Genomic DNA, 24399 nt, shown 5'->3' on the forward strand with positions numbered 1-24399 from the left:
CGCTTCGTTCGGTAGGCAGCGCGGTCACGACAGGGCCGACCACAGAACCGCGCGGGCCTTCCCTTGCCACCGTACGCAACCGTTGACGGGCATTCGGGCCCCTGGCATGGCTTGCCGCCCGCCATGGCTTCAGCGGACCACAGGGCGCCTTGTATCAGCACGTGCGCCATGGCAGCTTTTTCCTGCTGTCCGCCCATGGCCTCCCATGCGGCGGTCTCGGCTGCCCGTAGCTTTCTGATGAGTTCGGCGAATTGCGTTGTATCCATGCTGGCTCCCTGTCGTATTTCGACGTAACTCCGTTTCTGCACGGCGTATACCGTCGTAATGGTTTGCTGGGCCGGTCGAGTTCTGCCGTGTTTCGCCATGCAAGTGAGAGAGAGTGTCCCGGTTACCTACCTTGGACATGCAGACGGCCCGCCACCGAGTAAGTCGGTAACGGGCCGTCGGCGAATGACTTAGGCAGCCTCGCCGTCCTGCTTTCGCTTCCTGCACTTCTCCACGTAGGAGAGGGCCGCATGAATATTTCGTGCATCGCTCTTGTCTCGCCACTCTGGAACGAGCCGCGCAGCAATCGGAGTCTTATCCCCGCGCGCCTTTGCAGGCAATACAGTCACGCTTTTGAGAGCCGCCTGTATCAGCGCCCGCCGTCCGTCGATTCCCGCCCCGTCCCAAAGGATCGACAAAGCCTCGCCGGACATCAATGGTGTCAGGTCGGGCGCCTTCCCCAATCGAGCGATTTCCGTCTTCAAGCCTGTGATCTGCGCGGCCAGGTCTCCGCGTAGCGTCTCGAATTGCGTTTCATCCATTCCACCCCCAAGGAAGAACTCCTTGTTGAGTTTGAGTTCGCGAGAAACGGCGTTATCCAAAGCCGCAGAGACTGCCTGCTTCCGCGCTTCCTTCGCTGGGTCTTGGTATGACAGCCATCGCTGAGCAATTGCCATGATAGTGGCGGACTCGGGCGGCAAGCTTAGAATGTGATTTGCCCAGAGCATTGCCATTGCGTCGTCTACGCGCCCACGCATTGTGGCTACTCCCTTACACACGGATGGGCCCTGATTGATGCGTGCAAGGCAACGATAATTCCTTCCGCCGTTACCCATTAGCCCTTTACAGTGCGGACAGCGGAGAGTGCCGGTCATGATGGTTACGGCTTTTCGCACGCCGCGTGTCCGATCACCGATGCTTGTACCCGGGCGGGAACGTCCGGAAATTATGGCTCTGATCTTTTCCCATTCGGCGAACGTTACAACTCCCTCTCCGGCCTGCACGGGGTGACCGTTCGGTCCTATTAGGGGTTCTCCTGCTCGGTGCCATTTGTCGATGGGAGAGCCGAAGTCGTCCACTTGACGTTCGCGGTTCGGGATGAGACCCGCCCAACTTGGAGACTGGGCAAGCTGAATTACTGTCTGCGCTCGCCACTTCTTGCCCTTGCGGGTAGGGATATTCCTCCTATTCAAGTCCTCGGCGATTTCGGCCGGAGTTACCATCTTGAGCAGCCGCTCGGCAATCAGAGGGCGGGCGTACTTGTACTCAGAGGGCTTCGCACGCAACTTTCCTGTTCCCTTTGGGCATTCCAAGCCGTACGGCGTTACGCCGCCTGGCCAGCGACCCTCCGCTTTATGTGCGTCTCCGCCGACTTTCGTCCAGTGTGCGATTTCGGCAGCTTGCTCGCGTGCCTGCTCACTCAGGATGGCAAGGACCATCCGCGAACCCTTGGAAGAATCGATCTTCTCAACGGTCATTACAATTCGCGCCCTACGCTGGTCGAACAGATCAAGAAGCGGACCTACCTGACCCATGCCACGTCGAGAAAGACGACTTGTCTTGTAGACGTACAGAGTTTTTGAGAGTCCGCTTATCACGGCGCCGGTTGCGCTGTCGAACTCTTCACGTCGGACGTGCGCCTTACTGGCCGAGCGCTGCTCAAACCAGATGTGCCTGACGCGCTTGCCTTCCGCAGTTGCATATCCAAGCATCTCGCGCACTTGCTGCCGGAGAGTCGAAAGGGTGTCTTTCTTCTTGCTTCGCCGCACGTACATTTCGGCGAGTTCAGCCGGAGTTCCGCTCGGCGCTTCCCACAGACCCAAGCGCTGTAGTTCGTCATCCTTGAACCCCATTGCGCGCAGGGTCGGGAGGTCACTGCGTTCCATGCTCATCCGCTCCTCGGAGGTGGCCGTCCCTTCCTCCGGAGCGCTTGGGTTTCCTGGCCAGCCCGCGTTGGCGTCGAGAACCTTTGAGGTCCCTTGACCGCTCGGAGCCGCCTGAAACCACGTTTCCGCAGGTCAGTGGCGGTGTTGCTCCGTTGGTCCACGGGTGGGCCTGGATGAACTTCTCCTGGTTCGCTTCCGCCTACGACACGGACGACGTGCTGTACCGGATCACCACGCTGGTGCAGATCACCGGCGTCCTCATCTTCGCCGCCGGCGTGCCGCGCGCCTTCGACGACAACGACTGGACGATCTCGGTGATCGGCTACTCGGTGATGCGGCTGGCGCTGGCCTCGCAGTGGCTGCGGGCCGCGCGCGGTGAGACCGGTGACGCGCGCAGCTGCGCGCTGCGGTACGCGTTCGGCGTCACCGTCTGCCAGTTCGGGTGGATCGGGCTGCTCTTCCTGCCCGACGGTGCGAAGGTGTGGGCGTTCCTCGGCCTGATCGTCGTCGAGCTGTCGGTGCCGCTGTTCGCCGAGCGCCGCCACCAGACGCCCTGGCACCCGCAGCACATCGCCGAGCGGTACGGCCTGTTCACCATCATCGTGCTCGGCGAGTCGATCGCGGCGGCGACCGTCGCGGTGCAGTCCGCGCTCGACGAGCACGAGGCGGTGGCCGAGCTGCTGCCGATCGCGGGCGGCGGGCTGCTGATCGTCTTCGCGGCCTGGTGGATCTACTTCGCCGTGCCCATCGAGGAGCACCTGGTCTCCAACCGCGAGGCGATCCCCTGGGGTTACGGCCACTACATCGTGTTCGTCTCCGCCGCGGCGATCGGCGCCGGCCTCGAAGTGGCCGTGGAGCAGAGCGTCGGGAAGGCGGAGATCTCGGTACGGGCCGCCTCCGCCGCGGTGACCGTGCCGACCGCCGTCCTGTTCTTCACCGTCTGGCTGCTGCACTCCCGGCACTACAAGAGCGGCCTCGCCCAGCAACTCGTCCTGCCGGTCGCCTCGTTGCTGGTCCTGGCCTGCACGTTCGCCGGGGAATCGGCGGTGCTGCTGGCCGGGGTGGTGTCGGCGCTGACCGTCGCGGTCGGGGTCACGCTGGCGCGTCGCAGCGTCTCCCCACAGGTCTGATCAAGGATGGGCAAAGTCCTTCCCACCGCATCCCCACGACCGTACGATCTGCCCCGACGACCAGCCTGACCAGGCATTACGGCGTTACGGCGGCGGGGCGCCACGGCGCCGCGGTGTCACGTCAAGGGGGAGCCGGAAATGATCAAGACGGATACGGCGGGCGGGCCGGGCCGCGGCAGAGCGATGCTGCTGAGCTGGGGCCCGACGGTGCTGTTCAGCATCATCCTGCCGTGGGTCACCTACGGGATGCTGACGGACCACGGTGTCGCGCAGGTTCCCGCACTGCTGATCATCTCCGGCTGGCCGGTGGTGGAGATGGTGGTGTACTTCGCGATCCACCGCCGCCTGGACGAGTTCAGCATCATGATCCTCGGAACGCTGCTGCTGAGCGCGGTCAGCGCGCTGGCCTACAACAGCACCAAGATGGTGTTCATCAAGGACTCGGCGCTGACCGGACTGCTCGGACTGGCCTTCCTGCTCAGCCTGTTCGCCAAGCGGCCGCTGATCTTCTACTTCGGCCGCAAGTTCGCGACCGACGGCACCGACGCGGGCGTCACGGCCTGGAACGGCCTGTGGGACAAGTACGCGGGCTTCCGCGCCACCCAGCGCATGCTGACGGTGGTGTGGGGCGTCACCTTCCTCGTGGAGTCCGGCATCCGCATCGCCCTGACGTACGTGCTCTCCACCGACACGATGGTGGGCGTCTCCGGCGTGCTGCCGTTCGTGTTCACCGCTGGGCTGGTCTTCTACACGATCCGCACCGGCAGGAAGGGCGAGGCCCGGCGGGTGGCCGCGGAAGCGGCGGAGGCCGCGGCGGCTCCGGCCGGCTCCGTCGGTCCGGCAGCTCCGGCCGGCTCCGTTGGTCCGGCAGCTCCGGCCGAAGCCTGATGGCCCCGCCACGGGTCTCATCGCATGGGAGAGTCGCGTCAGAGACCCGTGGCACCGAGCAGTGATCCTGCCGCGTACGTGACGGCCATCGCCGTCGCCCCGCCCGCCATGTTCCGCAGGACGGCGGGGCGGGCCGGCGCGCTGCCCAGCCGCGCGCTCTCCCAGCCGCACAGCGCGAGCGCGATCAGCACCGCCACCACCGTGACGGACAGCCGCAGCGGCGGGGGCAGCAGCACGATCGCCAGCAGCGGCAGGAGCGCCCCCGCGGTGAACGCGGCGAAGCTCGCGGCCGCCGCGTGCCACGGGTTGGTCAGTTCGTCGGGGTTGATGCCGAGCTCGACCCGGGCGTGCGCGCCGAGGGCGTCGCGTTCGGTGAGCTGCTCCGCGACCTCGCGGGCGAGTTCCCGGGTCAGCCCGCGGTCCTCCAGCAGACCGGTGAGCTCGGCGAGTTCCGCCTTCGGCTCGGTGGCCAGCTCCTCGCGCTCCATGGCCAGGGCGGCCTGCTCGGAGTCGCGCTGGGTGCTGACCGAGACGTACTCCCCTGCCGCCATCGACAGGGATCCGGCCAGCAGTCCGGCCAGCCCGGCGGTCAGGATCGCCGAACGGGAGTCGGTGGCCCCGGCCACGCCGACGACCAGCCCGGCCGTCGACACGACTCCGTCGTTGGCGCCCAGCACCCCCGCCCGCAGCCAGTTCAGCCGGCTCGCGAGCCCGCCCGCGTGGTGCGGCTCGCCGTGCTCCACCTCGCCGTGCTCCACCTCGCCGTGCTCCACCTCGCCGTGCTCCACCTCGCCGTGCTCCACCTCGCCCTGCTCCACCTCGCCCTGCTCCACCTCGCCCTGCTCCACGGGGCCGGCGCCGCCGTCCCGCTCACCGCTGTCCTCGCCGTTCTGCCCGCCGTCACTCATGCCGCGAGGGTCTCATTCCTGACCGCCCGCGGGCGGTCAGGCCGCGACCGGTGTCCTGGCGTCGTCCGGCACCGGCAGCGCCGCCTCGGGCGCGGCGGGCCTGCGCAGCCCCTTCAGCAGGACGACGAGGGCCGCGGTGACGACCGTGCCCGCCGCGACGGCGACCAGGTACAGCCACGGGTTGCCGATCAGCGGCACCACGAAGATGCCGCCGTGCGGGGCGCGCAGCGTGCAGCCGAAGGCCATCGACAGGGCGCCGGTGACCGCGCCGCCGACCATCGCCGACGGGATGACCCGTAGCGGGTCGGCCGCGGCGAACGGGATCGCGCCCTCGGTGATGAACGAAGCGCCGAGCACCCAGGCCGCCTTGCCGTTCTCGCGTTCCGTACGGGTGAAGAGCCGCCCCCGGACGGTCGTCGCCAGCGCCAGGCCCAGCGGCGGCACCATGCCCGCCGCCATCACGCACGCCATGACCTTCAGGCTGCCGTCGTTCGGGTCGGCCAGCCCGCCGACGGCGAAGGCGTACGCGACCTTGTTCAGCGGACCGCCCATGTCGAAGCACATCATCAGGCCGAGGACGACGCCGAGGATGATCGCGTTCGAGCCCGTCAGGCCGTTCAGCCAGTCGGTGAGCTGCTTCTGGAGCCAGGCGATCGGCTTGCCGACCACCAGGAACATCAGGAAGCCCACCACCGCCGAGGAGATCAGTGGAATCACCACGACCGGCATGATGCCGCGCAGCACCGGTGGGATCGCGATCCGCTGGATCGCCATGACGACGGTGCCCGCGAGCAGACCGGCCACCAGGCCGCCCAGGAAGCCCGCGTTGATCGTCAGCGCGATGGCGCCGCCGACGATGCCGGGGACCAGCCCCGGCCGGTCCACCATCCCGAACGCGATGTATCCGGCCAGGATCGGGACGAGGAACGTGAACGCGGTGTCGCCGATCTGGAAGAGCAGCGCCGCCCAGCTCGCGCCCTCGTTCCAGAGGAAGTGATCGGTGACGGAGGGCGCGGCGTTGATCTCGTAGCCGCCGATCGCGAAGGCGAGCGCGATCAGCAGCCCGCCCGCGGCGACGAACGGCACCATGTAACTGACGCCGGTCATCAGCCACTTGCGCAGCCGCGTGCCGAAGCCTTCGGCGGACTCGTCGGGTTCGCCGGCCGTTCCGAACGGCGCATCGCTGCCGTCGGCGCCCGCCGGGTGTGCCGCGGCCGTCACCTCGCCGCGTTCCGCCCTGCCCCGCGCCTCGGCGATGAGCTCCGGTGCGCGGCTGATGCCCGCCTTCACCCCGACGTCCACCGTCGGCTTCCCCGCGAAGCGCTCCTTGTCGCGGACCTCCACGTCATGGGCGAGGATCACCGCGTCCGCGGCCTCGATCGCCGCCTTCGGCAGCTTCTTGAAGCCGGCCGAGCCCTGGGTCTCCACGGTGATCTGCACACCGGCGTCCCGGGCGGCGTTCTCCAGGGACTCCGCCGCCATGTACGTGTGCGCGATGCCCGTCGGGCACGACGTCACCGCCACGACGCGGAACGGCCGCTCCTGCGGAACGCCTTCGGCTGCGGTTTCCGGTGCGGCTTCCGATGTTGCTTCCGGTGCGGCTTCCGGTGCGGTGACGGCCTGGGTGGCCGGCGGTATGACCTCCGGCTCCACGGTCGCGGGCTCCGCCACCGGCCCGCCCGCGATCAGGGCCGCGGCCGGCGCCGGGTCTTCGGCCGTGCGCAGGGCCGCGGTGAACTCCGGGTCCATGAGGCGGCGGGCGAGGGCCGACAGGATCGTCAGGTGGTCGGTGTCGGCACCGGCCGGTGCCGCGATGAGGAAGACGAGGTCGGCCGGGCCGTCCGGGGCGCCGAAGTCGATACCGGTGGCGCTGCGGCCGAACGCGAGGGTCGGCTCGGCGACATGCGCGCTGCGGCAGTGCGGGATCCCGATGCCGCCGTCGAGACCGGTCGGCATCTGGGCCTCGCGCGCGGCCACATCCGCGAGGAACCCCTCCAGATCGGTGACGCGTCCGGCGGCCACCATCCGCTCGGCGAGCGAACGTGCCGCCGCTTCCTTGCTGTCGGCGGCCAGGTCGAGATCGACCAGCTCCGCGGTGATCATGGCACTCATCGCGCGGCTCCATTGCTCGCGTCCCCGCCCGGCGGGCGGAACGGACTGTGGGTGGAACGGGGTGCTGCGGCCACCGGGCAGATCGGCTGCCCGGCGCCCGTCATACGGACGCCCGTTATGCAGGCGTCCGTAATGCCGGCGCCCCTCATGCCGGTTCCCGCAGCAGCCGGGAGAGGGGAACGTCCGCGGTCACGGTGACCGCCGACGGGTCGAGATCCGCCGGCGCCGGCATGACGCTGCCCGGCAGCTGCACGGCGGCCGCCCCATGGGCGACGGCCGAGGCGAGGGCCGCCTCCCCGTCGCCGCCCGCGCCGAGGAACCCCGCCAACGAGGCGTCCCCGGCCCCGACGTTGCTGCGGACCACCGCGACCCGCGCCTGCCCGAAGTACGTACCGGAGTCGTCGACGAGCAGCTGGCCGTCCGCGCCGAGGCTGGCCAGCACCGCCCGCGCGCCCAGGGCGCGCAGTTCTCCCGCCGCCTTCACCACGTCGCCGACCGTCGTGAGTGATCGGCCGACGGCCGCGGCCAGTTCCTCCGCGTTGGGCTTGACGACATCGGGGCGCATCACGAGCGCGGCGAGCAGCGAGGGACCCGAGGTGTCGAGGGCGACGCGGGCGCCGGCCCGGTGCGCGCGGGCGACGAGTTCGGCGTACCACTCGGGCGGCAGCCCGCGCGGGAGGCTGCCGCAGCAGGCGATCCAGCGGGCGTCGGCGGACCGGGTGCCGACCGCGTCGAGCAGTGCCTCCGACTCGGCGGCGGTGAGCGTGGGTCCGGCCGCGTTGAGCTTGGTCAGCGTCCCGTCCGGCTCGGCGACCGAGACGTTGACCCGGGTCGAGCCGGCGATGCCGACTCCCGCGACCTCGATGCCCTGCTCCCCCAGCAGCCGGCCGAGCAGCGCACCTTCGGGACCCCCGATCGGCAGCACGGCGACCGTGCGCCGCCCGGCGGCGGCCACCGCGCGCGAGACGTTGACGCCCTTGCCGCCGGGGTCGACCCGGTCGGCGGTGGCCCGCAGCACGGCCCCGCGCTCGAGCGCGGGGATCTCGTACGTACGGTCCAGGCTCGGATTCGGCGTGACGGTGACGATCATGCGCGTACTACTTCCGTGCCCGCGCTCTCGATCGCGCGGGCTGCTTCGGGGCTGAGTCCCTGGTCGGTGATGAGCAGGTCGACATGGGAGAGGTCTCCGAAGCGTGCGAAGTTCCGCTGTCCGTACTTCGAGGAGTCGGCGAGCAGCACGACGCGCCGCGCGGCGGCGATCATCGCCCGCTTCACGGCGGCTTCGGCGAGGTCGGGGGTGGTGAGCCCGCCCTCGGCGGAGAAGCCGTTCGCGGCGAGGAACAGCACGTCGGCGTGGATCTCGCTGTAGGCGCGCAGCGCCCACGCGTCCACCGCGGCGCGGGTGCGGTGCCGGAGCCGGCCGCCGACGAGGTGCAGGGTGAGGTCCGGGTACTCCGACAGGCGCGCGGCGATCGGCAGGGCGTGCGTCACGACGGTGAGCCGTGAGTCGAGCGGGAGGACGGCGGCGAGCCGGGCCGCGGTGCTGCCCGCGTCCATGACGACGCTGCCCTCGGCGGGCAGTTCGGCCAGCGCGGCGCGCGCGATCCGGTCCTTCTCGTCGGCCGCCGTCGCCTCGCGCTCGGCGAGGTCGGGCTCGAAGTCGAGGCGCCCGGCCGGTATGGCCCCGCCGTGCACGCGCTGGATCAGTCCGGCCCGGTCGAGTGCCTTGAGATCGCGGCGGATCGTCTCCGGCGTGACGTCGAACTCCTCGGCCAGCGAGGGGACGTCGACGCTTCCCAGATCGCGGGCCCGCCGCAGGATCTCTTGCTGCCGCTCCGGGGCGTACATGTGGTTTTGCCTCCGCCTCATGCCCGAGTGTGTTGCTATGCCGTCACCGTACGCACGGTTCGACCGAAAGTAAACACAAACAGGCATGCGGCGGATTCATTCGGACATAGGCGGGACGTCATGGCCAGGAAGGGGGCGATGGATCCCGGACCGGGGCCGGACATGGCCGAACCCCGGCGCGGGGGGGGGTTGCGCCGAGGTTCGGGTTCAGGGGCGGCGGGGACGGACCCCGCCGCGGGTCAGGCGGCCTCGTACTCCAGGCCCGTGTCGCGGGCCATGCGCTTGAGGTCTGCCAGGGCGTGCTTCTCGATCTGCCGGATGCGCTCACGCGTCAGGCCGTGCTGCTTGCCGACCTCGGTCAGCGTCCGCTCGCGGCCGTCCTCGATACCGTACCGGGACCGGATGATCGAAGCCGTGCGTTCGTCGAGTCGGCCGATGAGCTCTTCGAGCTCCTCGCGGCGCAGCATGACGAGGACGGACTGCTCGGGAGAGGCGGCGGCGCCGTCCTCCACGAGATCCCCGAACTCGGTCTCGCCGTCCGCGTCCACGGACATGTTCAGGCTGACCGGGTCACGGGCCCAGTCGAGCACGTCATGCACGCGGGACGGCGTCGAGTCCAGCTCGGCGGCGATCTCCTCGTGCTCCGGGTCGCGCCCGTGCTCACGGTTGAACTCCCGCTGCACACGCCGGATCCGGCCCAGCTCCTCCACCAGGTGGACGGGGAGCCGGATGGTGCGGGACTGGTCGGCGATGGAGCGCGTGATGGCCTGGCGGATCCACCAGGTCGCGTACGTGGAGAACTTGAAGCCCTTGGCGTAGTCGAACTTCTCGACGGCGCGCACCAGGCCCGCGTTCCCCTCCTGGATGAGGTCGAGCAGCGGAAGACCGCTGCGCGGGTAGCGGCGGGCGACCGCTACGACGAGGCGCAGATTGGAGCGGATGAAGACGTCCTTGGCGCGGTCGCCGATGGCGACCAGCGCCTCCAGCTCCTCGCGATCGGCACCGGCCCCGGCACCTTCGACGAGCTGGGAGTCACCGGAGAGTATGCGCTCGGCGTAGACGCCGGCCTCGATCTCCCGGGACAGTTCGACTTCCTGCGCAGCGTCGAGCAGCGGCGTACGAGCGATCTCGTCGAGGTACATACCGACGAGGTCGCGGTCTGCGGCTTCCCCGCCAACGGCGCGGACGCTGCTGCTCCCGCCTGCGGAACGACGGGCGACGGCACGGGTTGCCATGCGTGCTCCCTTGCGAAGGTTCGGTCGGGTGTCGGTTGGAGCGGGACTCTTGATGCTGCCCTTCGGCTGCCCGCTCTGATCTGGATAACGACTGGAATCCGGACACAATTCCCCTGTCGATCACTGATTTTCGCGATCTTGCAGTACCCTGTGCCGCCACACAGCGAGGCGCAGCGCTGTGGGTTGCCGGGAAGCCCAGGTCAGGGCCGGTCGCGGGGCGATCCGGGGCCTTGGCGGACCTCCACGGCCGCTGTGCCCGTGAGACGCCGCTCACATCCGTGGCCCGTGACCGGCATCCGGCGTCGGCATCCACTGGCACCGTCCGCCGTCACTGTCCGCTGTCGGGTCCCGCGCCCCGGGCTTCGCCGCCCGTGGCTGCTCTCCTACCCACAAGACGGCCCGTACCGCATATTGGTTGCCCAAACAGGCGAAGAAGCCCCGAACGACCCTGGTCCCCGGGACCTAGGTCCCCAGCCCGTTACGCCCCAATGGCACCCCGGCCTACCGTCGGCCCCATGGAACCCAGGCGTACGACCGACACGACCGGCGTCCTCGACGAGGCCCTCCAGCGACTGCACTCCACCGGCCCGGAATTCAACGGCTGGCTGACGAACCACGGCCCGATGGCCGTCGAGGCCCTGGTCCGGGGCGGCCACGCCGCCGAGGTCCACCGCTGGCTGGACTACTACCGCACCAAACTGGAGGATCCGCCGCGCCCCACCGAGCCGATCACCGCCGGCGGCTGGCAGGAGGCGCTCGGCGATCCGCGCAGGACCGCCGACTGGACGGAGTACTTCGTCCGCGAGACGAGCGAACGCCCGTGGCGCGACGTGCTGGCGCAGTGTTGGCCGCGGCTGCTTCCCGGGATCGCCGCCGGCGCCACCCATCCGGTGATCCGCGTCGGTCACGCCGTCCGCACCCTGCTCGCCGATGAGGCGGACAGGTCAGGCGGGGCAGGCAGGCCAGGCGGGTCAGGCGGGTCAGGCGGGTCAGGCGGGTCAGGCGGGTCAGGCGGGTCAGGCAGCAACGGGCAAGCGGTCGCGGCCGACGGCCCCCGGCTCGCCGAACTCGCCCACGGGCTCGGTTACTGGGCGGCCCGCAGCCTCCCGACACCCGGCCTCGCGCCGCTGTCCGGCACGGCCGCCCCGGCCGAGGCCCTGGACGGCGTCCCGCCGATAGCCGGCCAGGGGTCGGGGTACCGGGACGGCATCGCCCTGCTCGCCGACACCCCTGGCTGGACGGCGGCCAGCGCCTCGCTCCGCGCGCCCGCCACCCCGGACGAGGCCCGGGACCTGCTCGCCGAGCTGGTCAGGGCGGCCACGTACCGCTACGCCGCCTACGGCCACCAGAACCCGGTCATGCTGGTGCACGCCGCGACAGCGCCCAACGCCGTGCTGCGCACCCTCCCCGCGCTGCCGTCCGAACTGTGGGTGCCGAGCCTGGGCGCGGCCTGGGCGGCCGGCGCGGCCGTGACCGCGCTCTACTCGCCCACCGCGCCCACCCCCGCCGCCGGACTGCCCGAGCCCCCGGCCGGATCCGTGGCCGAGGCCTCCGAGGAACTCTTCGCGCGGGCGGCCCGGCACGGCGACGAGCACACGGTGAAGTTCGCCGACACCGCACTCGACGTGGCCGCCGCCACCGGCAGTACGGACGCTCTCGTGGCAGCCGTCCGGGCGACCGAGCTGATCGAGCCCGCCCTGTAACGGACCCCACGACCCCAGGATCCCATGCGCGGGCATGGCGGGGGTTCTCCGGAGTCCACTCCGGGCGCCCCCGCCTTTCGTTTACGCTCGACGGCGCCCAGCTCTCGCGCCCGATCAGCTGAACGGAAGCCACCCACCATGCTCGTACGCCGCCTCCTGATCGGATCGGCCGTCCTGGCCGGCACCGTCACCCTCGCCGCCTGCGGTTCCGGGGACGGCGGCGGCACGAAGCCCACTTCTCCCGCCTCCACCCCGGCCTCCGCCACCGCCGCCGCTCCCGTTCCCGTCACCGGCGGCGCGCCCTGGCCCGCGCCCGCGGACGCCTCCGCCCGCGCCAAGGTGGCCGGACTGCCGATGCTGGGCGCCGAGGGCCAGGTGCTGCACATCCACAGCCACGTGGACGTACTGGTCAACGGCAGGTCCCTGGTGGTGCCCGCCGACATCGGCATCGACCTGGAGCAGCAGAAGATCAGCCCGCTGCACACCCACGACACGACCGGCATCGTCCACATCGAGTCGCCGGTGCAGGCCGACTTCACCCTCGGCCAGTTCATGACCGAGTGGAACGTGCCGCTCACCAAGGACCGGCTCGGCCCTCTGAGGACCGGCGGCGGCAAGGAGCTGCACGTCTACGTCAACGGCAAGGAGCAGAGCGGCGATCCGGCCGCCGTCAAGCTCACCGCGCACGCGGAGATCGCCATCGTCTACGGCAAGCCCGGCACGGAGGTGCCGTCGGCCTACGCCTTCCCCGCGGGCGTCTGACCGTCGGAGAACCCTTGACGGCGCCCCTTTGACGGCGACCGTTCGACAGCCGGCACAGGAAGGGCCCCGCCTCCGGTTGTCCGGAGACGGGGCCCTTCCTGGTTCCGCGTACTGACTTACTGCGTACTACTGACTACTGCTGACCACGGGTGTGGATCCTGATCAGTGAACGATGACCGGGATCGGCAGGCCCTCGGCCATCTCGTCCTCCAGGCTCTGGCCCGAGACCTCGCTGCCGGGGACGCCCGTGTTGATGAACGTCGCCGCGATGAGGGCCGCGAGCACCAGTGCGCCGAAGGCCCACCAGATCGCCGTGGAGAAGCCGTGCACGGCCGCCTCGTTCGCGAAGCCCACCTTGCCGAGCTTCCCGGCGGAGGCCAGGTTGGACGCGGCCCACGTGGTGGTGGCGCTGGCGGCGATGGTGTTCAGCAGCGCGGTGCCGATGGAGCCACCGACCTGCTGCGAGGTGTTGACCATCGCGGAAGCGATTCCGGAGTCGCGCGGCTGGACGCCGTGCGTCGCCAGGCTCATGGCCGGCATGAAGGCCGAACCCATGCCGAGACCCATCAGGACCAGGCCCGGCAGGACGATGCCCGCGTAGTTCGGGGTGGTCGAGATCTGGGTGAGGATCAGCATGCCGACGGAGGCGACCAGGAAGCCCGGTGCCATCAGCATGCGCGGCGGCACACGGAGCATGAGCCGGGTGCCGACCTGCGTGGAACCGACGATCATGCCCGCGACCATGGGCAGGAACGCGAACCCGGACTTCATCGCCGAGTAGCCCAGGATGTTCTGCAGGTAGAACGTCAGGAACAGGAACAGACCGAACATGCCGATGATCGCGATACCGAGCGACAGGTAGACGCCGCCACGGTTGCGGTCGGAGATGACGCGCAGCGGGAGCAGTGGCGCCTTCGCGCGGCTCTCGTAGAACACGAACGCCGCGAGCAGCACGACGGACGCGATCAGCAGGGCGATCGTCTTGGTGGAGCTCCAGCCGTCCTCGGCCGCGACGGTGAAGCCGTAGACCAGGGAGACCAGACCCAGGGTGGAAAGGATCACGCCGGGGATGTCGAGGCGGTTCGGGTTACGCGAACCGGCCGGCTCGTGCACCACCAGGTAGGCGCCGATGGCGGCGACGACCGCGAAGGCGATGTTGACGAAGAGCGTCCAGCGCCAGTTCAGGAACTCGGTGAGGACACCGCCGAGGATCAGACCCACAGCGGCACCGGCACCGGCGATGGCACCGTAGACACCGAACGCCTTGGCACGTTCCTTGGCATCGGTGAACAGCACCGCGAGCAGCGACAGGGCGGCCGGCGCGAGCAGTGCGCCGAACGCACCCTGCAGGGCGCGGGCGCCGAGCAGCATGCCGGTGTTGACGGCCGCGCCACCGATCGCGGAGGCGGCGGCGAAGCCGAGCAGACCGACGATGAAGGCGTTCTTACGGCCGAACAGGTCGGAGATACGGCCACCGAAGAGCAGCAGTCCACCGAACGCGAGGCTGTAGGCCGTGATGACCCACTGCTTGTTGGCGTCGGAGATGCCGAGGTCCGTCTGGGCGGAGGGAAGGGCGATGTTCACGATGGTCGCGTCGAGCACGACCATCAGCTGAGCGATCGCGATGAATATGAGTGCTTTCCAGCGCCGGGGATCCGGCTGCAGTGTCTTGTCGGGCATAGCAGGCATAGCTGTACTCACTAAGGGTGCGGAGGGGCAGGAAATGGGGACGTTTGTGGGAATTCGTCAGCGCTGCTGCTGCAGGTCCTCCAACGTCACGGCGGCGCCCGGTAGCGCCGACCGCGCCGGGGCGCGCAGCCCATCGAGGAAGATCTGCAGGTGACGGTGCACGAACCGGTCCATGTCCATGCACGCCTTACCGGGCAGCGGTCGCGTGAGCTGCGTGATCGCAACCATCAGGTCACCGACGGCGATGTCGGTGCGGAGTTGGCCAGAGGTTCGCGCTCTGTCCATTATGTCCTCGATCGAGCGATTCAGCCGGTCACGAGCCGCGAAGATCGCCGGATCGTTCCCGTCGAAGGCCTCGGAGAGCATCGGGCACAGCGCGCCGACCCGGTCCTCCGCCGATTCGAAGACGAAGCGCCGCAGGGCCTCGAAGGCGTCGGGCTCCTGTGCGACCGCGGCCTCGGTCCGCTCGGTGATCCGCGCCATCACCGACAGGACCACCTCCCGGACGAGTTCGGCCCGGTCCGCGAAGTGCCGGTAGAGCGTGGCGTTGCCGACTCCGGCGCGGCGCGCGACCTCGTCCAGCGGGACCTCGGCCCCGTGCTCGACGAAGGCTTCGCGCGCGGCGGCGACGATCCGCTCCCGGTTGCGCGAGGCATCTGCCCGCAACCGGGGGGATCGCGATTTCACGGCGCTGCCGACCACCGGACACTCCTTCTGGCGAAAGGGGAAGGTGAAGCGGGGAATCAGTCCCCGCTTCGCTCTGACACCAGACTAAACGGGGAGATGGTCCCCGGATATTTCGGGTCCCCCGTGTGACCTGCGACACATCCCGGATCAACGTCCGCGACCAGGCAGCGAACGGCCGGTCGCGAGCCGTCCGGAGCGCCTTCCCGCACTTTCATTGAATCTTCAAGAAGTGGACGTAGGATGGACAGCATGAAATGGCTGACGGAAGAAGAGCAGGCCTCCTGGCGCGCGCATGTGCACGCCACGACGCTCCTGGAGGACCACCTCGACCGGCAGCTGCAGCGCGACGCCGGCATGCCGCACATGTACTACGCGCTGCTGACCACGCTCTCCGACGCCCCCACCCGCCGGATGCGGATGACCGAACTGGCGCAGCAGACGAAGATCACCCGCTCCCGGCTCTCGCACGCCGTCACCCGGCTGGAGAAGAACGGCTGGATCGCCCGCGAGGACTGCCCCTCCGACCGTCGCGGTCAGATGGCCGTGCTCACCGACGAAGGGTACGCGGTGCTGGTGCGGACCGCGCCAGGACACGTCACGGCCGTCCGCTCGGCGATCTTCGACCGGCTCACCCCCGAGCAGGTCCAGCAGCTCGGCGAGATCTCCCGCATCATCGCCGAGGGCCTGCAACCGGAAGGCGCCGACCTGCCCTGGCTGCGGTGAGCCAAGGCGGATCGGCGCCTGTCGGAAATCCAGGAGCGGGTCCGTGGGAACCGCTCGGTCATGCAACCGGCTGACTACGCCACCTACTCCACGACGATCTCGACGGTGATGTTCCCGCGGGTCGCCTTCGAGTACGGGCACACACCGTGCGCCTGCTCGACCAGCTTGCGGCCGATCTCGCCCTCCAGCTCCGCGGGCAGCTCCACGCGCAGCGTGACGGCGAGCTCGAAGCCGCCGTTCGCGGCATCGGCGCCTATGCCGACCTCGGCGGTCACCGAAACGTCCTTGGTGTCGACCTTCGCCTCACGCCCCACGAGCCCGAGCGCGCTGGAGAAGCACGCCGCGTAGCCGGCCGCGAAGAGCTGCTCGGGGTTGGTGCCCTTGCCGTTCCCGCCCAGGGCCGGCGGCATGGCCAGCTGCAGGTCCAGCTGACCGTCCGAGCTCACGGCCCGGCCGTCGCGTCCATTGGCCGTGGCCACAGCGGTGTACAGCGCACTCATCGGAACCATCCCTCTCCACACTTCACGGCCCGGTTGCCCCGGGCCGCGCTCAGCACTACTAGAGCACACAACTCAATTGTGCACAACTAAAGGGTACGCTGGTTACATGAGGACGACCGAAACGGCACCCGCCGAATACCTGCGACTGGACAACCAGATCTGCTTCGCGCTGCACGCGGCGTCCAGAGCGTTCGGCAGCCTCTACCGGACGGCGCTGCGCGACCTCGCCCTGACCTACCCCCAGTACCTGGTGATGCTGGTCCTGTGGGAACACGGCGAGCTGCCCGTCAAGAAGATCGGCGAGCATCTGCGCCTCGACTCCGGCACCCTCTCCCCGCTCCTGAAGCGCCTGGAGGCCGCAGGCCTGGTCCAGCGCGAGCGCAGCGCCCTCGACGAGCGCTCGGTCACCGTCCGCCTCACCACCGCGGGCGACGCCCTGCGCGAGCGCGCCCAGCGGGTCCCGGAACAGATCGCGACGGCCACCGGCCTCACCCTCACCGACCTGACCGACCTGCGCACGCGCCTCCACCACCTGACCACCACCCTGGACGCGGCCACCCCGGACCCGGCGGCCGACCCCGCCCCCGAGTAACCCGGCCGCCCGGCACCGCGGCCGTCCGACACCGCGGCCGCCGGGACCCGCCAGCGCCGGGCGCCCCGAATCCGCTAACCTGTCCTCACCCCGCCCCAGTAGCTCAGGGGATAGAGCACAGCTCTCCTAAAGCTGGTGTCGCAGGTTCGAATCCTGCCTGGGGCACACCATCCGCGAGGCCCTCCCGTCAGCACTGACGGGAGGGCCTTTCGCGTGGGCGGCGGAGTGGTCGGGATACCAATGGTGCCTGTGTGAACCGTGTGAAATGATCCGGCTCGGCCGACTGCCGAGGGTGGGGACTCCCGCCGAGTCGGCCGACGGGACATCCCGTTCACGCCCTTGGGGGGGCACTATCAAGACTCGTATCGGCGCCGTGACCGGCGCCGCACTCCTCGCCGCGCTCGCGATCCCTGCCGTAGGGCAGGTCAGCGCGAACGCGGCGACCACCGATCTCTATGTCAACAACGCCGCCGGCGCCCACTGCACGAACAGCGGCACCGGCACGCAGGCCGCACCCTTCTGCACCGTCCAGGCCGCGGCGGACGTCTCGCTGCCGGGCCAGACGGTGCACATCTCGCGGGGTGACTATCCGCAGAAGCTGAAGCTCACCAGGTCCGGCACCGCGGACGCGCCGATCACCTTCGTGCACACGACGGTCGACCGGGACGACTCCGACGACCGGGTGTCCATCGGCAACCCTGACGCTCCGACACCCGAGAACGGGCTGCTGGTCGCGGGGGCTCAGCACATCCGGGTCCAGAACCTGTCCATCACCGGCACCCTCGAGCCGATCCTCTTCGACCACGCGACCGACGTCTCGGTGACCCGGGCGAACACGTGGGGCGGCTATGAGGGCACCGCCGCGGTGCGCGTCAGCACCGGCTCCAGCAAGGTGACCATCGCGGGATCCCAGCTCGGTGGCAGCGACGGCCCCGGCGTCCTGGTCGACGAGGGCGCGACCGGCACGGTCGTCAGCACCAATCAGGTCGACACCCGGATCGTGGCGCTGGGCTCGCCCGGCACCGTCGTCGTCGGCAACACGGTGCAGTCGCACTGCAACGACGGGATCACCCTCGCCGGCGCCTCGACCGACGCGGTTGTCGAGAACAACGTGATCGACACGGGCGACACCGCCGACTACCCGACCAAGCCCTGCAAGGAAGGTGACTCGGACACCGGGCTGACCATCTCGGCGGCGGCAGCGTCGACCGCGAAGGTCGACTACAACGTCATCAGCCCGACCAGCGGCGGCCCGGCCTACGACTGGGCCGGCACGACGTACAAGGACCGGGCCGCCTTCACGACCGCGACCGGCCAGGGCACCCACGACTTCGTCGCCGATCCCACCATGCCGTACGACGGCAAGTCCCCGCAGATCGCCCCCTGGGTGGACTCGGCGGACGAGAACGCGCCCGGCGTCATCGACCTGGACGCCTGGGGCTGGCCGACGCTGGACGACCCGGTCGTGCCGAACACCGGTACCGGAAGCGGATTCCACGACCGCGGCGCGATGGAGTTCCAGAACTTCGGCGGCGTCTACACCCCGGCCGGCCCGACCCGCGTGCTCGACACCCGCGAGGGCGTCGGCACCGGCGGCGTCAAGGCGCCGGTCCACACCGGTTCCTCGGTCGACCTGCAGCTCGCCGGTGTCGCGGGCCTTCCGGCCACCGGCGTCCAGGCGGTGACGCTCAACGTCACCGTGGCCAAGCCCTCCAGCGGCGGATTCCTGACGGTGTTCCCGCACGGCGCGCAGCGCCCGACCGCGTCCAACCTCAACTGGACGCCGGGGACGACCATCGCCAACCTCGTCACGGTCCCCGTGGTCGACGGCAAGGTCTCCTTCTACGCCGGCGGCACCGCGGGCGCCGTCGATGTGATCGCCGACCTGGCCGGCTACTACAGCGCCAAGGGCAGCGTCTTCACCTCGGCAGGCCCGTCCCGGGTGCTCGACACCCGTGACGGCACCGGCACCGGCGGCGTCAAGGCCCCGGTCGCGCAGGGCGGCGCCGTCGACCTCCAGGTGGCCGGCGTCAAGGGCGTACCCGCGCAGGGCGTCACCGCGGTCACCCTGAACGTCACCGTGACGAACCCGGTCGGCGGCGGTTTCCTGACCGTCTACCCGCACGGCCAGGAGCGTCCGACCGCGTCGAACGTCAACTGGACCCCGGGCACGACCATCGCCAACCTCGTCACGGTCCCGGTGATCGACGGCAAGGTCTCGTTCTACGCCGGCGGTCCCACCGGAAGCGTCGACGTGATCGCCGATGTGGCCGGCTACTACAGCGCCAAGGGGTACAACACCTACCGGCCCGTCGGCCCCTGGCGGATCATGGACACCCGCTCCGACCAGTACGAGGAAGGCGAGCTGATCCGCAAGGCGGGGACCGTCGCCCCCGGCGCCACCCTGACCCTGTCGGCGCTGCCCGTTCCCGCCACCTCCGTCGTACTGAACGTCACCGTCACGCAGCCCGCGGCCGGCGGCTTCCTGACGGCCTACCCGGCCGGCGCGCAGCGTCCGCTTGCGTCGAACATCAACTGGACCCCGGGCCAGACGATTCCGAACCAGGTGGTCGTCCCGGTCGGGGCCAACGGCAAGGTCTCGTTCTACAACGGCAGCAAGGGTGCGGTGCACCTGGTGATCGACGTCTTCGGCTACCAGGCCCTCTAGGTCCTGCCGCGCTGATGCGGCCCCACCGCCTCCGGGCGGTGGGGCCGCTTTCGGCACTTCATCTCTTCGCCCATGGGGGGCATCATCAAGACGCGAACAGGCATGCTCAGCGCTGCCGTACTTCTCGGAGCCATCGCACTGCCGGCCGCCGGAGCACCGGGCGCCGCAGCCGTCCCGGCCAACATCTACGTGGACAACGCGGCCGCGGCCCACTGCTCGAACGCCGGCACCGGACTGCAGGACCAGCCGTTCTGCACCGTCCAGGCCGCGGCCGACGCCGCGCTGCCGGGCCAGACGGTGCACATCGCGACGGGGACGTACCCCGAGCAGGTCAGCATCACGAAGTCCGGTACGGCCGCGGCCCCGATCACCTTCACCGGCGATGTCTCCGAGTGGGGATCGATACAGGACGCCGCGATCATCGGCAGCTACGAAGCGACCGGGGGGACGGCGCGGGCGCTGTCCGTCACCAACGCCGAGCACATCAGGATCAAGGACCTCAACTACGACGCCGTCGACGAAGGCGTGCACGTCGAGGGCTCCAAGGACGTCTCCGTCATCAACGGCACGGTGGCCGGGGCCCAGTCGGTCGCGCTGCGCGTGACCGGAGCGTCCGAAGACGTCACGCTCGGGAAGTTCAACGTCTGGGCCAACTCCGGCGCCGGCGTCGCTGTCGAGGCCGGTGCCCGGCGCACCGTGGTGACCGGGAACAGCCTCAACGCGAACGTCAGGGGCATTTCGGTCACGGACGCGCCGAACACGGTCATCGTGGGCAACTCGGTCTACAGCCACTGCCAGGACGGCATCGTGCTGGCCGGTACGTCGCCGAACGCGACGATCGAGAACAACGTCGTCACGACGGACAACTATTCGGGAACCTCGGACGGCTGCTCCGCGACCACCCGGGTCATGGTCGAGGCCGCATCCGTGCCCGGTACCAAGACCGACTACAACGTCATCAACACGTCCAACGGCGAGCAGGCCTACAACTGGTCGGGTACCAAGTACGCCAACCGTGCGGCGTTCACCACCGCCACCGGACAGGGCGCACGGGACGTCTTCGCCGACCCGACCGTCCCCAACGAGGGCGACCGGCACGCCAAGCCGCTCCCGACGGTCGACTCGGCCGACGAGAACGCCCCGGGGATGCTCACCACCGACGTCTACAGGACAGCCGCGCTCGACGACCCGATCACGCCCAACACGGGTACGGGGTCGGGCTACCGGGACCGCGGTGCGGAGGAGATGGGGAACCTCGGCAGCGTGTACACGCCTGCCGGGCCGACCCGTGTCCTGGACACCCGTGACGGCACCGGCGCTCCCAAGGGGCTGCTGAACTCGTGGATGGACGTTCAGCTGGGCGGCAAGGCCGGCGTTCCGGCGGCCGGGGTCACCGCGGTGACCCTGAACGTCACCGTGACCGGTTCGACCGGCGCGGGCTATCTGAAGGTGTTCGCGGCCGGGACGGGGTCCTTGTCGTCGGTCCTCAACTGGACCGCGGGCGAGACCATCGCGAACCTGGTCACCGTGCCGGTCAGCGAGGACGGCAAGGTCACGTTCGAGTACTTCGGCGCCGGCATGGGCGCCCACGTGATCGCCGACGTGGAGGGCTACTACAGCGCCAAGGGCAGCGTCTTCCATGAGACCAGCCCGGCACGCGCCCTGGACACCCGCGACGGCACCGGCACCCCCAAGGGCGCCGTCAAGGCCGGCGGCACGGTAAACCTGCAGGTGACGGGGGCCAAGGGCGTACCGGCCAGTGGCGTGACGGCCGTGACCCTGAACGTCACGGTGACCGGCTCCACCGGTCAGGGGTTCCTCACGGTGTATCCGCACGGCCAGGCCCGCCCGACGGCGTCGAACATCAACTGGCCGGCCGGGAAGACCATCGCCAACCTGGTGACGGTCCCGGTCGTGGACGGCAAGGTCGCGCTCTACGTCGCGGGCGGCGGCAACACCACCCAGGTCATCGCCGACGTGGCCGGCTACTTCGACGCCACCGGGCACAACACCTACCGGAGCTACTTCACCGAGCGGCTCATGGACACCCGGGAGCCGACCACCGACGGCTGCACGGACAAGACGCGCCCGGCGTCCGCCATCCCCGCCGGCGGCACCCTCGAAATCACCAACTGCCTGCCCTGGGTCACGGGCCTGACGCTCAACGTCACCGTCACCCAGCCCGGCGCCGGCGGCTTCCTGACGGTGTACCCGTCGGGCCAGGCCCGTCCGCTCGCGTCCAACCTGAACTGGAACGCCGGGGAGACCATCCCCAACGCGGTCGTGGTGAAGGTGGGCAAGGGCGGCAAGGTCGCCTTCTACAACGGCAGCACGAAGCCGATCCACCTCGTGGTCGACCAATTCGGCTACCAGGCGGTCTGAGCCATGTCATACCTTTCAGCTTCTGGAGACACCATCAAGACACGCATCGGCGCCCTGACCGGCGCCCTCCTGCTCGGTGCGGTCGCGCTGCCCGCCCTCGGTACCGGGGGCGCGGCGGCGGCCGTCGTGAATCTGTACGTCAACAACGCAGCCGGTGCGCACTGCTCCAACGCCGGTCAGGGCACGCCGGCGCAGCCGTACTGCACCATCTCGGCCGCCGCCGCGAAGGTGCTGCCCGGCGAGACGGTGCATGTCGCCGAGGGCGACTACCCGGAGCAGGTCACCGTCACCCGCTCGGGCACGGCCGAGGCCCCGATCACCTTCACAGGAATGGGCGGGCCCGGCCAGTACCGCAACAACCCCACCACCGTGGGCGGCGGCCTGGGCAGCTCGAAGGCCCATGCGTTCCTGCTCTCCGGTGCGGAGCACATCCGGATTCTTGAGATGACGTTGTCCGCCAAGCAGGAGGCGGTACTGGTCAATGGCGGCTCCGACATCACGATCTCCCGCAACCAGCTCGCGGGCGGCCTGGCGGCGGGTGACGTAGCCAGCTGGCCCACTGTCCGGATCGCGGGGGCCGCATCATCGGTGCGGATCCTCCGGAACAACGAAATAACCAGGGACGGATTCGCCAAGATGGACCCCGGGGTCCAGGGCACGGTCATCGCCGGCAATCTGATCTTCAGCACCCACCTCACCGGCATTGTGGCCGACGCCGCACCCGGCACCGTGATCGTCGCCAACACCATCTCCGCCGGGTGCCAGGACGCGATCGGGCTGGCCGGTGCATCCACCGGCGCGGTCGTCGAGAACAACGTGATCTCGCATTCCGACACGGGCGAACAGCCCTGTGCGGGGGGCGGCACGGTCGCCGGTCTGCGCGTGGACACCGCGGCGACGAGCGGTACGAAGGTCGCCTACAACGCCTTCGACTCGAAGGACGACGGTCCCGCCTACAGTTGGGCCGACACGACGTACGACAACGTGTCCGCTTTCACCGCCGCCACGGGCCAGGGCGACCACGACCTCATCGGCGACGTCACGCTGGAGACCTGGGTGGGCGACTCCGGCGGAACGCCTTCCCCGCTCATCGACTCGGCGGACGAGAACGCGCCGGGTATGCCCACCACGGACCGTGTCGGGACCCGCGCCGTCGACGACCCGTGGGTCGCCGACACCGGCACCGGCTCCGGCCACCGGGATCGCGGGGCGATGGAACAGGACAACTTCGGTACGCGCTACACACCGATCGGCCCGGTCCGGGTCCTCGACACCCGTGACGGCACCGGCACCACCGGGGGTACCGTCCCGGCGGGCGGCACCGTCGAACTGCCGGTCGCCGGCCAGCACGGTGTGCCGGCGGACGGCGTCACGGCGGTGACCATGAACGTGACGGTCACCGAGCCGGTCGCGGGCGGCTTCCTCACCGTGTACCCGCACGGTGATGACCGGCCGACGGCGTCGAACCTGAACTGGACCCCGGGCCAGACGATTCCGAACCTGGTGACCGTGCAGGTGAAGGACGGCAAGGTGTCGTTCTACAACGGCAGCGCGGGAACCGTGCACGTGCTCGCCGACCTGCTCGGCTACTTCAGCACCACCGGAAGCGGCTTCACGCCGACCACGCCGTCCCGGCTCCTCGACACCCGGTCCGCGGTGGGCGCGCCCAAGGGCCCGCTGGGATCCGGTGCCACGGTTGACCTGCAGGTGGCCGGCGTCAAGGGCATCCCGGCCAGTGGCCTGACCTCAGTGACCTTGAACGTCACCGCGACCGAGCCCAAGAGCGGTGGCTTCCTGACGGTGTACCCGCACGGCACCGACCGTCCGACCGCTTCGAGCCTCAACTGGTCGAAGGGGCAGACGATCCCGAACCTGGTGACCGTTCCGGTCAAGGACGGCAAGGTGTCGTTCTACAACCACAGCGACGGTGTACAGGTGCTCGCGGACGTGACCGGCTACTTCACCGCGTCCGGCGGCGACAAGTTCCACGCCGTAGCACCGCACCGGGTGATCGACACCCGGGCACCGTGGTTCGCGGACGGTGTCGGTGAATGGATACCGGCCGCGCCGGTCGGCGGCCATCAGACCCAGGGCGTCCGGGACGTCGCTTACTCGAACGCTGAGGCAGTGTCCTTGAACGTCACGGTGACACAGGGCACCCAGATCGGCTTCATGACGGTCTACCCGCGGGACTCCGCCCGTCCGACCGTCTCCAACCTGAACTGGACGGCCGGGCAGACCATCGCGAATCAGGTGGTCGTCGCGAACAACGAAGCGGGCATGAACAGCTTCTACAACGCGAGTGCGGGCAGCGTCGAGCTCATCGCCGACCTCAACGGCTACTACGCCCCCTGATCCCCGGGAGCACACCACCGCGGCCCGGTCCCCGCTTCGGCGGGGGCCGGGCCGCGGTGCGTCGCGG

At 69.7% G+C, this 24399-nt stretch carries 17 protein-coding genes, 1 tRNA gene and 1 pseudogene; 10 read left to right on the plus strand and 9 right to left on the minus strand.

Annotated elements, in window-relative coordinates:
- Positions 1–455: 455 nt before the first annotated feature.
- Positions 456–2150, minus strand: a complete 1695-nt coding sequence (locus G3I60_RS09820) for a recombinase family protein (protein WP_164607004.1) — start codon at positions 2148–2150, stop codon at positions 456–458.
- 164 nt (positions 2151–2314) lie between these two features.
- Between G3I60_RS09820 and G3I60_RS09825 the strand changes: the two are divergent.
- Together G3I60_RS09825 and G3I60_RS09830 are read left to right on the plus strand one after the other, a co-directional pair.
- A pseudogene (locus G3I60_RS09825) lies at positions 2315–3280 on the plus strand (low temperature requirement protein A); the annotation flags it as partial.
- A gap of 138 nt (positions 3281–3418) precedes the next feature.
- Entirely contained in the window at positions 3419–4168 is a 750-nt protein-coding gene (locus tag G3I60_RS09830) for a VC0807 family protein (RefSeq protein WP_203672593.1), read from the plus strand.
- Between the two features lie 38 nt (positions 4169–4206).
- Here the strand turns inward: G3I60_RS09830 and G3I60_RS09835 are convergent, their stop codons facing one another.
- The 5 genes from G3I60_RS09835 to G3I60_RS09855 form a co-directional block, all read right to left on the minus strand.
- Entirely contained in the window at positions 4207–5076 is an 870-nt protein-coding gene (locus tag G3I60_RS09835) for a VIT family protein (RefSeq protein WP_239069673.1), read from the minus strand.
- A gap of 36 nt (positions 5077–5112) precedes the next feature.
- Complete coding sequence (locus tag G3I60_RS09840) at positions 5113–7188, minus strand: fructose-specific PTS transporter subunit EIIC (protein ID WP_164607009.1); 2076 nt, start codon at positions 7186–7188, stop codon at positions 5113–5115.
- A 145-nt stretch (positions 7189–7333) separates the two neighbouring features.
- Complete coding sequence (gene pfkB, locus G3I60_RS09845) at positions 7334–8278, minus strand: 1-phosphofructokinase (protein ID WP_164294371.1); 945 nt, start codon at positions 8276–8278, stop codon at positions 7334–7336.
- Positions 8275–9036, minus strand: coding sequence for a DeoR/GlpR family DNA-binding transcription regulator (locus G3I60_RS09850; RefSeq protein WP_138354773.1), 762 nt, complete (start codon positions 9034–9036; stop codon positions 8275–8277). The genes pfkB and G3I60_RS09850 overlap by 4 nt, the downstream gene beginning before the upstream one ends.
- Positions 9037–9275: 239 nt before the next feature.
- Positions 9276–10271, minus strand: coding sequence for an RNA polymerase sigma factor RpoD/SigA (locus tag G3I60_RS09855; protein WP_138354754.1), 996 nt, complete (start codon positions 10269–10271; stop codon positions 9276–9278).
- A gap of 515 nt (positions 10272–10786) precedes the next feature.
- Here G3I60_RS09855 and G3I60_RS09860 point away from each other — a divergent pair.
- The gene (locus G3I60_RS09860) at positions 10787–11974 is read left to right on the plus strand and encodes a questin oxidase family protein (RefSeq protein WP_164607011.1); all 1188 of its coding nucleotides are present in this window, start codon (positions 10787–10789) and stop codon (positions 11972–11974) included.
- Between the two features lie 138 nt (positions 11975–12112).
- On the plus strand, positions 12113–12736 hold the full coding sequence (locus G3I60_RS09865) for a hypothetical protein (RefSeq protein WP_164294369.1): 624 nt from the start codon (positions 12113–12115) through the stop codon (positions 12734–12736).
- A gap of 162 nt (positions 12737–12898) precedes the next feature.
- Here the strand turns inward: G3I60_RS09865 and G3I60_RS09870 are convergent, their stop codons facing one another.
- Positions 12899–14425 (minus strand): MFS transporter, encoded by a 1527-nt coding sequence (locus G3I60_RS09870; RefSeq protein WP_138354757.1) that lies wholly within the window; start codon positions 14423–14425, stop codon positions 12899–12901.
- A 57-nt stretch (positions 14426–14482) separates the two neighbouring features.
- The gene (locus G3I60_RS09875; protein ID WP_164294368.1) at positions 14483–15127 is read right to left on the minus strand and encodes a TetR/AcrR family transcriptional regulator; all 645 of its coding nucleotides are present in this window, start codon (positions 15125–15127) and stop codon (positions 14483–14485) included.
- Positions 15128–15352: 225 nt separating this feature from the next.
- Here G3I60_RS09875 and G3I60_RS09880 point away from each other — a divergent pair, with 225 nt between their 5' ends.
- On the plus strand, positions 15353–15835 hold the full coding sequence (locus G3I60_RS09880) for a MarR family winged helix-turn-helix transcriptional regulator (protein ID WP_164294367.1): 483 nt from the start codon (positions 15353–15355) through the stop codon (positions 15833–15835).
- A gap of 83 nt (positions 15836–15918) precedes the next feature.
- Here the strand turns inward: G3I60_RS09880 and G3I60_RS09885 are convergent, their stop codons facing one another.
- Positions 15919–16335: an organic hydroperoxide resistance protein gene (locus tag G3I60_RS09885; protein ID WP_138354760.1), complete on the minus strand. Its 417-nt coding sequence runs from the start codon at positions 16333–16335 to the stop codon at positions 15919–15921.
- 106 nt (positions 16336–16441) lie between these two features.
- Between G3I60_RS09885 and G3I60_RS09890 the strand changes: the two genes are divergently transcribed.
- From G3I60_RS09890 to G3I60_RS09910, 5 genes are all read left to right on the plus strand, one after another.
- Positions 16442–16927: a MarR family winged helix-turn-helix transcriptional regulator gene (locus G3I60_RS09890; protein ID WP_164294366.1), complete on the plus strand. Its 486-nt coding sequence runs from the start codon at positions 16442–16444 to the stop codon at positions 16925–16927.
- A gap of 92 nt (positions 16928–17019) precedes the next feature.
- A tRNA-Arg gene (locus tag G3I60_RS09895) sits at positions 17020–17092 on the plus strand.
- A gap of 208 nt (positions 17093–17300) precedes the next feature.
- Positions 17301–19595, plus strand: a complete 2295-nt coding sequence (locus tag G3I60_RS09900; protein ID WP_164294352.1) for a right-handed parallel beta-helix repeat-containing protein — start codon at positions 17301–17303, stop codon at positions 19593–19595.
- Positions 19596–19667: 72 nt separating this feature from the next.
- Complete coding sequence (locus tag G3I60_RS09905) at positions 19668–21977, plus strand: right-handed parallel beta-helix repeat-containing protein (RefSeq protein ID WP_164294351.1); 2310 nt, start codon at positions 19668–19670, stop codon at positions 21975–21977.
- A gap of 3 nt (positions 21978–21980) precedes the next feature.
- Positions 21981–24332: a right-handed parallel beta-helix repeat-containing protein gene (locus G3I60_RS09910; RefSeq protein WP_164294350.1), complete on the plus strand. Its 2352-nt coding sequence runs from the start codon at positions 21981–21983 to the stop codon at positions 24330–24332.
- Positions 24333–24399: the final 67 nt, after the last annotated feature.

The sequence above is a fragment of the Streptomyces sp. SID13666 genome (assembly GCF_010548325.1).
In the GTDB taxonomy this organism is placed as follows: domain Bacteria; phylum Actinomycetota; class Actinomycetes; order Streptomycetales; family Streptomycetaceae; genus Actinacidiphila; species Actinacidiphila fildesensis.

Coding starts and splice junctions, on each gene's coding strand:
- G3I60_RS09820 (WP_164607004.1), bottom strand. CDS start 2,150: ATGGAACGCAGTGACCTCCCGACCCTGCGCGCAATGGGGTTCAAGGAT.
- G3I60_RS09830 (WP_203672593.1), top strand. CDS start 3,419: ATGATCAAGACGGATACGGCGGGCGGGCCGGGCCGCGGCAGAGCGATG.
- G3I60_RS09835 (WP_239069673.1), bottom strand. CDS start 5,076: ATGAGTGACGGCGGGCAGAACGGCGAGGACAGCGGTGAGCGGGACGGC.
- G3I60_RS09840 (WP_164607009.1), bottom strand. CDS start 7,188: ATGAGTGCCATGATCACCGCGGAGCTGGTCGATCTCGACCTGGCCGCC.
- pfkB (WP_164294371.1), bottom strand. CDS start 8,278: ATGATCGTCACCGTCACGCCGAATCCGAGCCTGGACCGTACGTACGAG.
- G3I60_RS09850 (WP_138354773.1), bottom strand. CDS start 9,036: ATGTACGCCCCGGAGCGGCAGCAAGAGATCCTGCGGCGGGCCCGCGAT.
- G3I60_RS09855 (WP_138354754.1), bottom strand. CDS start 10,271: ATGGCAACCCGTGCCGTCGCCCGTCGTTCCGCAGGCGGGAGCAGCAGC.
- G3I60_RS09860 (WP_164607011.1), top strand. CDS start 10,787: ATGGAACCCAGGCGTACGACCGACACGACCGGCGTCCTCGACGAGGCC.
- G3I60_RS09865 (WP_164294369.1), top strand. CDS start 12,113: ATGCTCGTACGCCGCCTCCTGATCGGATCGGCCGTCCTGGCCGGCACC.
- G3I60_RS09870 (WP_138354757.1), bottom strand. CDS start 14,425: ATGCCTGCTATGCCCGACAAGACACTGCAGCCGGATCCCCGGCGCTGG.
- G3I60_RS09880 (WP_164294367.1), top strand. CDS start 15,353: ATGGACAGCATGAAATGGCTGACGGAAGAAGAGCAGGCCTCCTGGCGC.
- G3I60_RS09885 (WP_138354760.1), bottom strand. CDS start 16,335: ATGAGTGCGCTGTACACCGCTGTGGCCACGGCCAATGGACGCGACGGC.
- G3I60_RS09890 (WP_164294366.1), top strand. CDS start 16,442: ATGAGGACGACCGAAACGGCACCCGCCGAATACCTGCGACTGGACAAC.
- G3I60_RS09905 (WP_164294351.1), top strand. CDS start 19,668: ATGGGGGGCATCATCAAGACGCGAACAGGCATGCTCAGCGCTGCCGTA.
- G3I60_RS09910 (WP_164294350.1), top strand. CDS start 21,981: ATGTCATACCTTTCAGCTTCTGGAGACACCATCAAGACACGCATCGGC.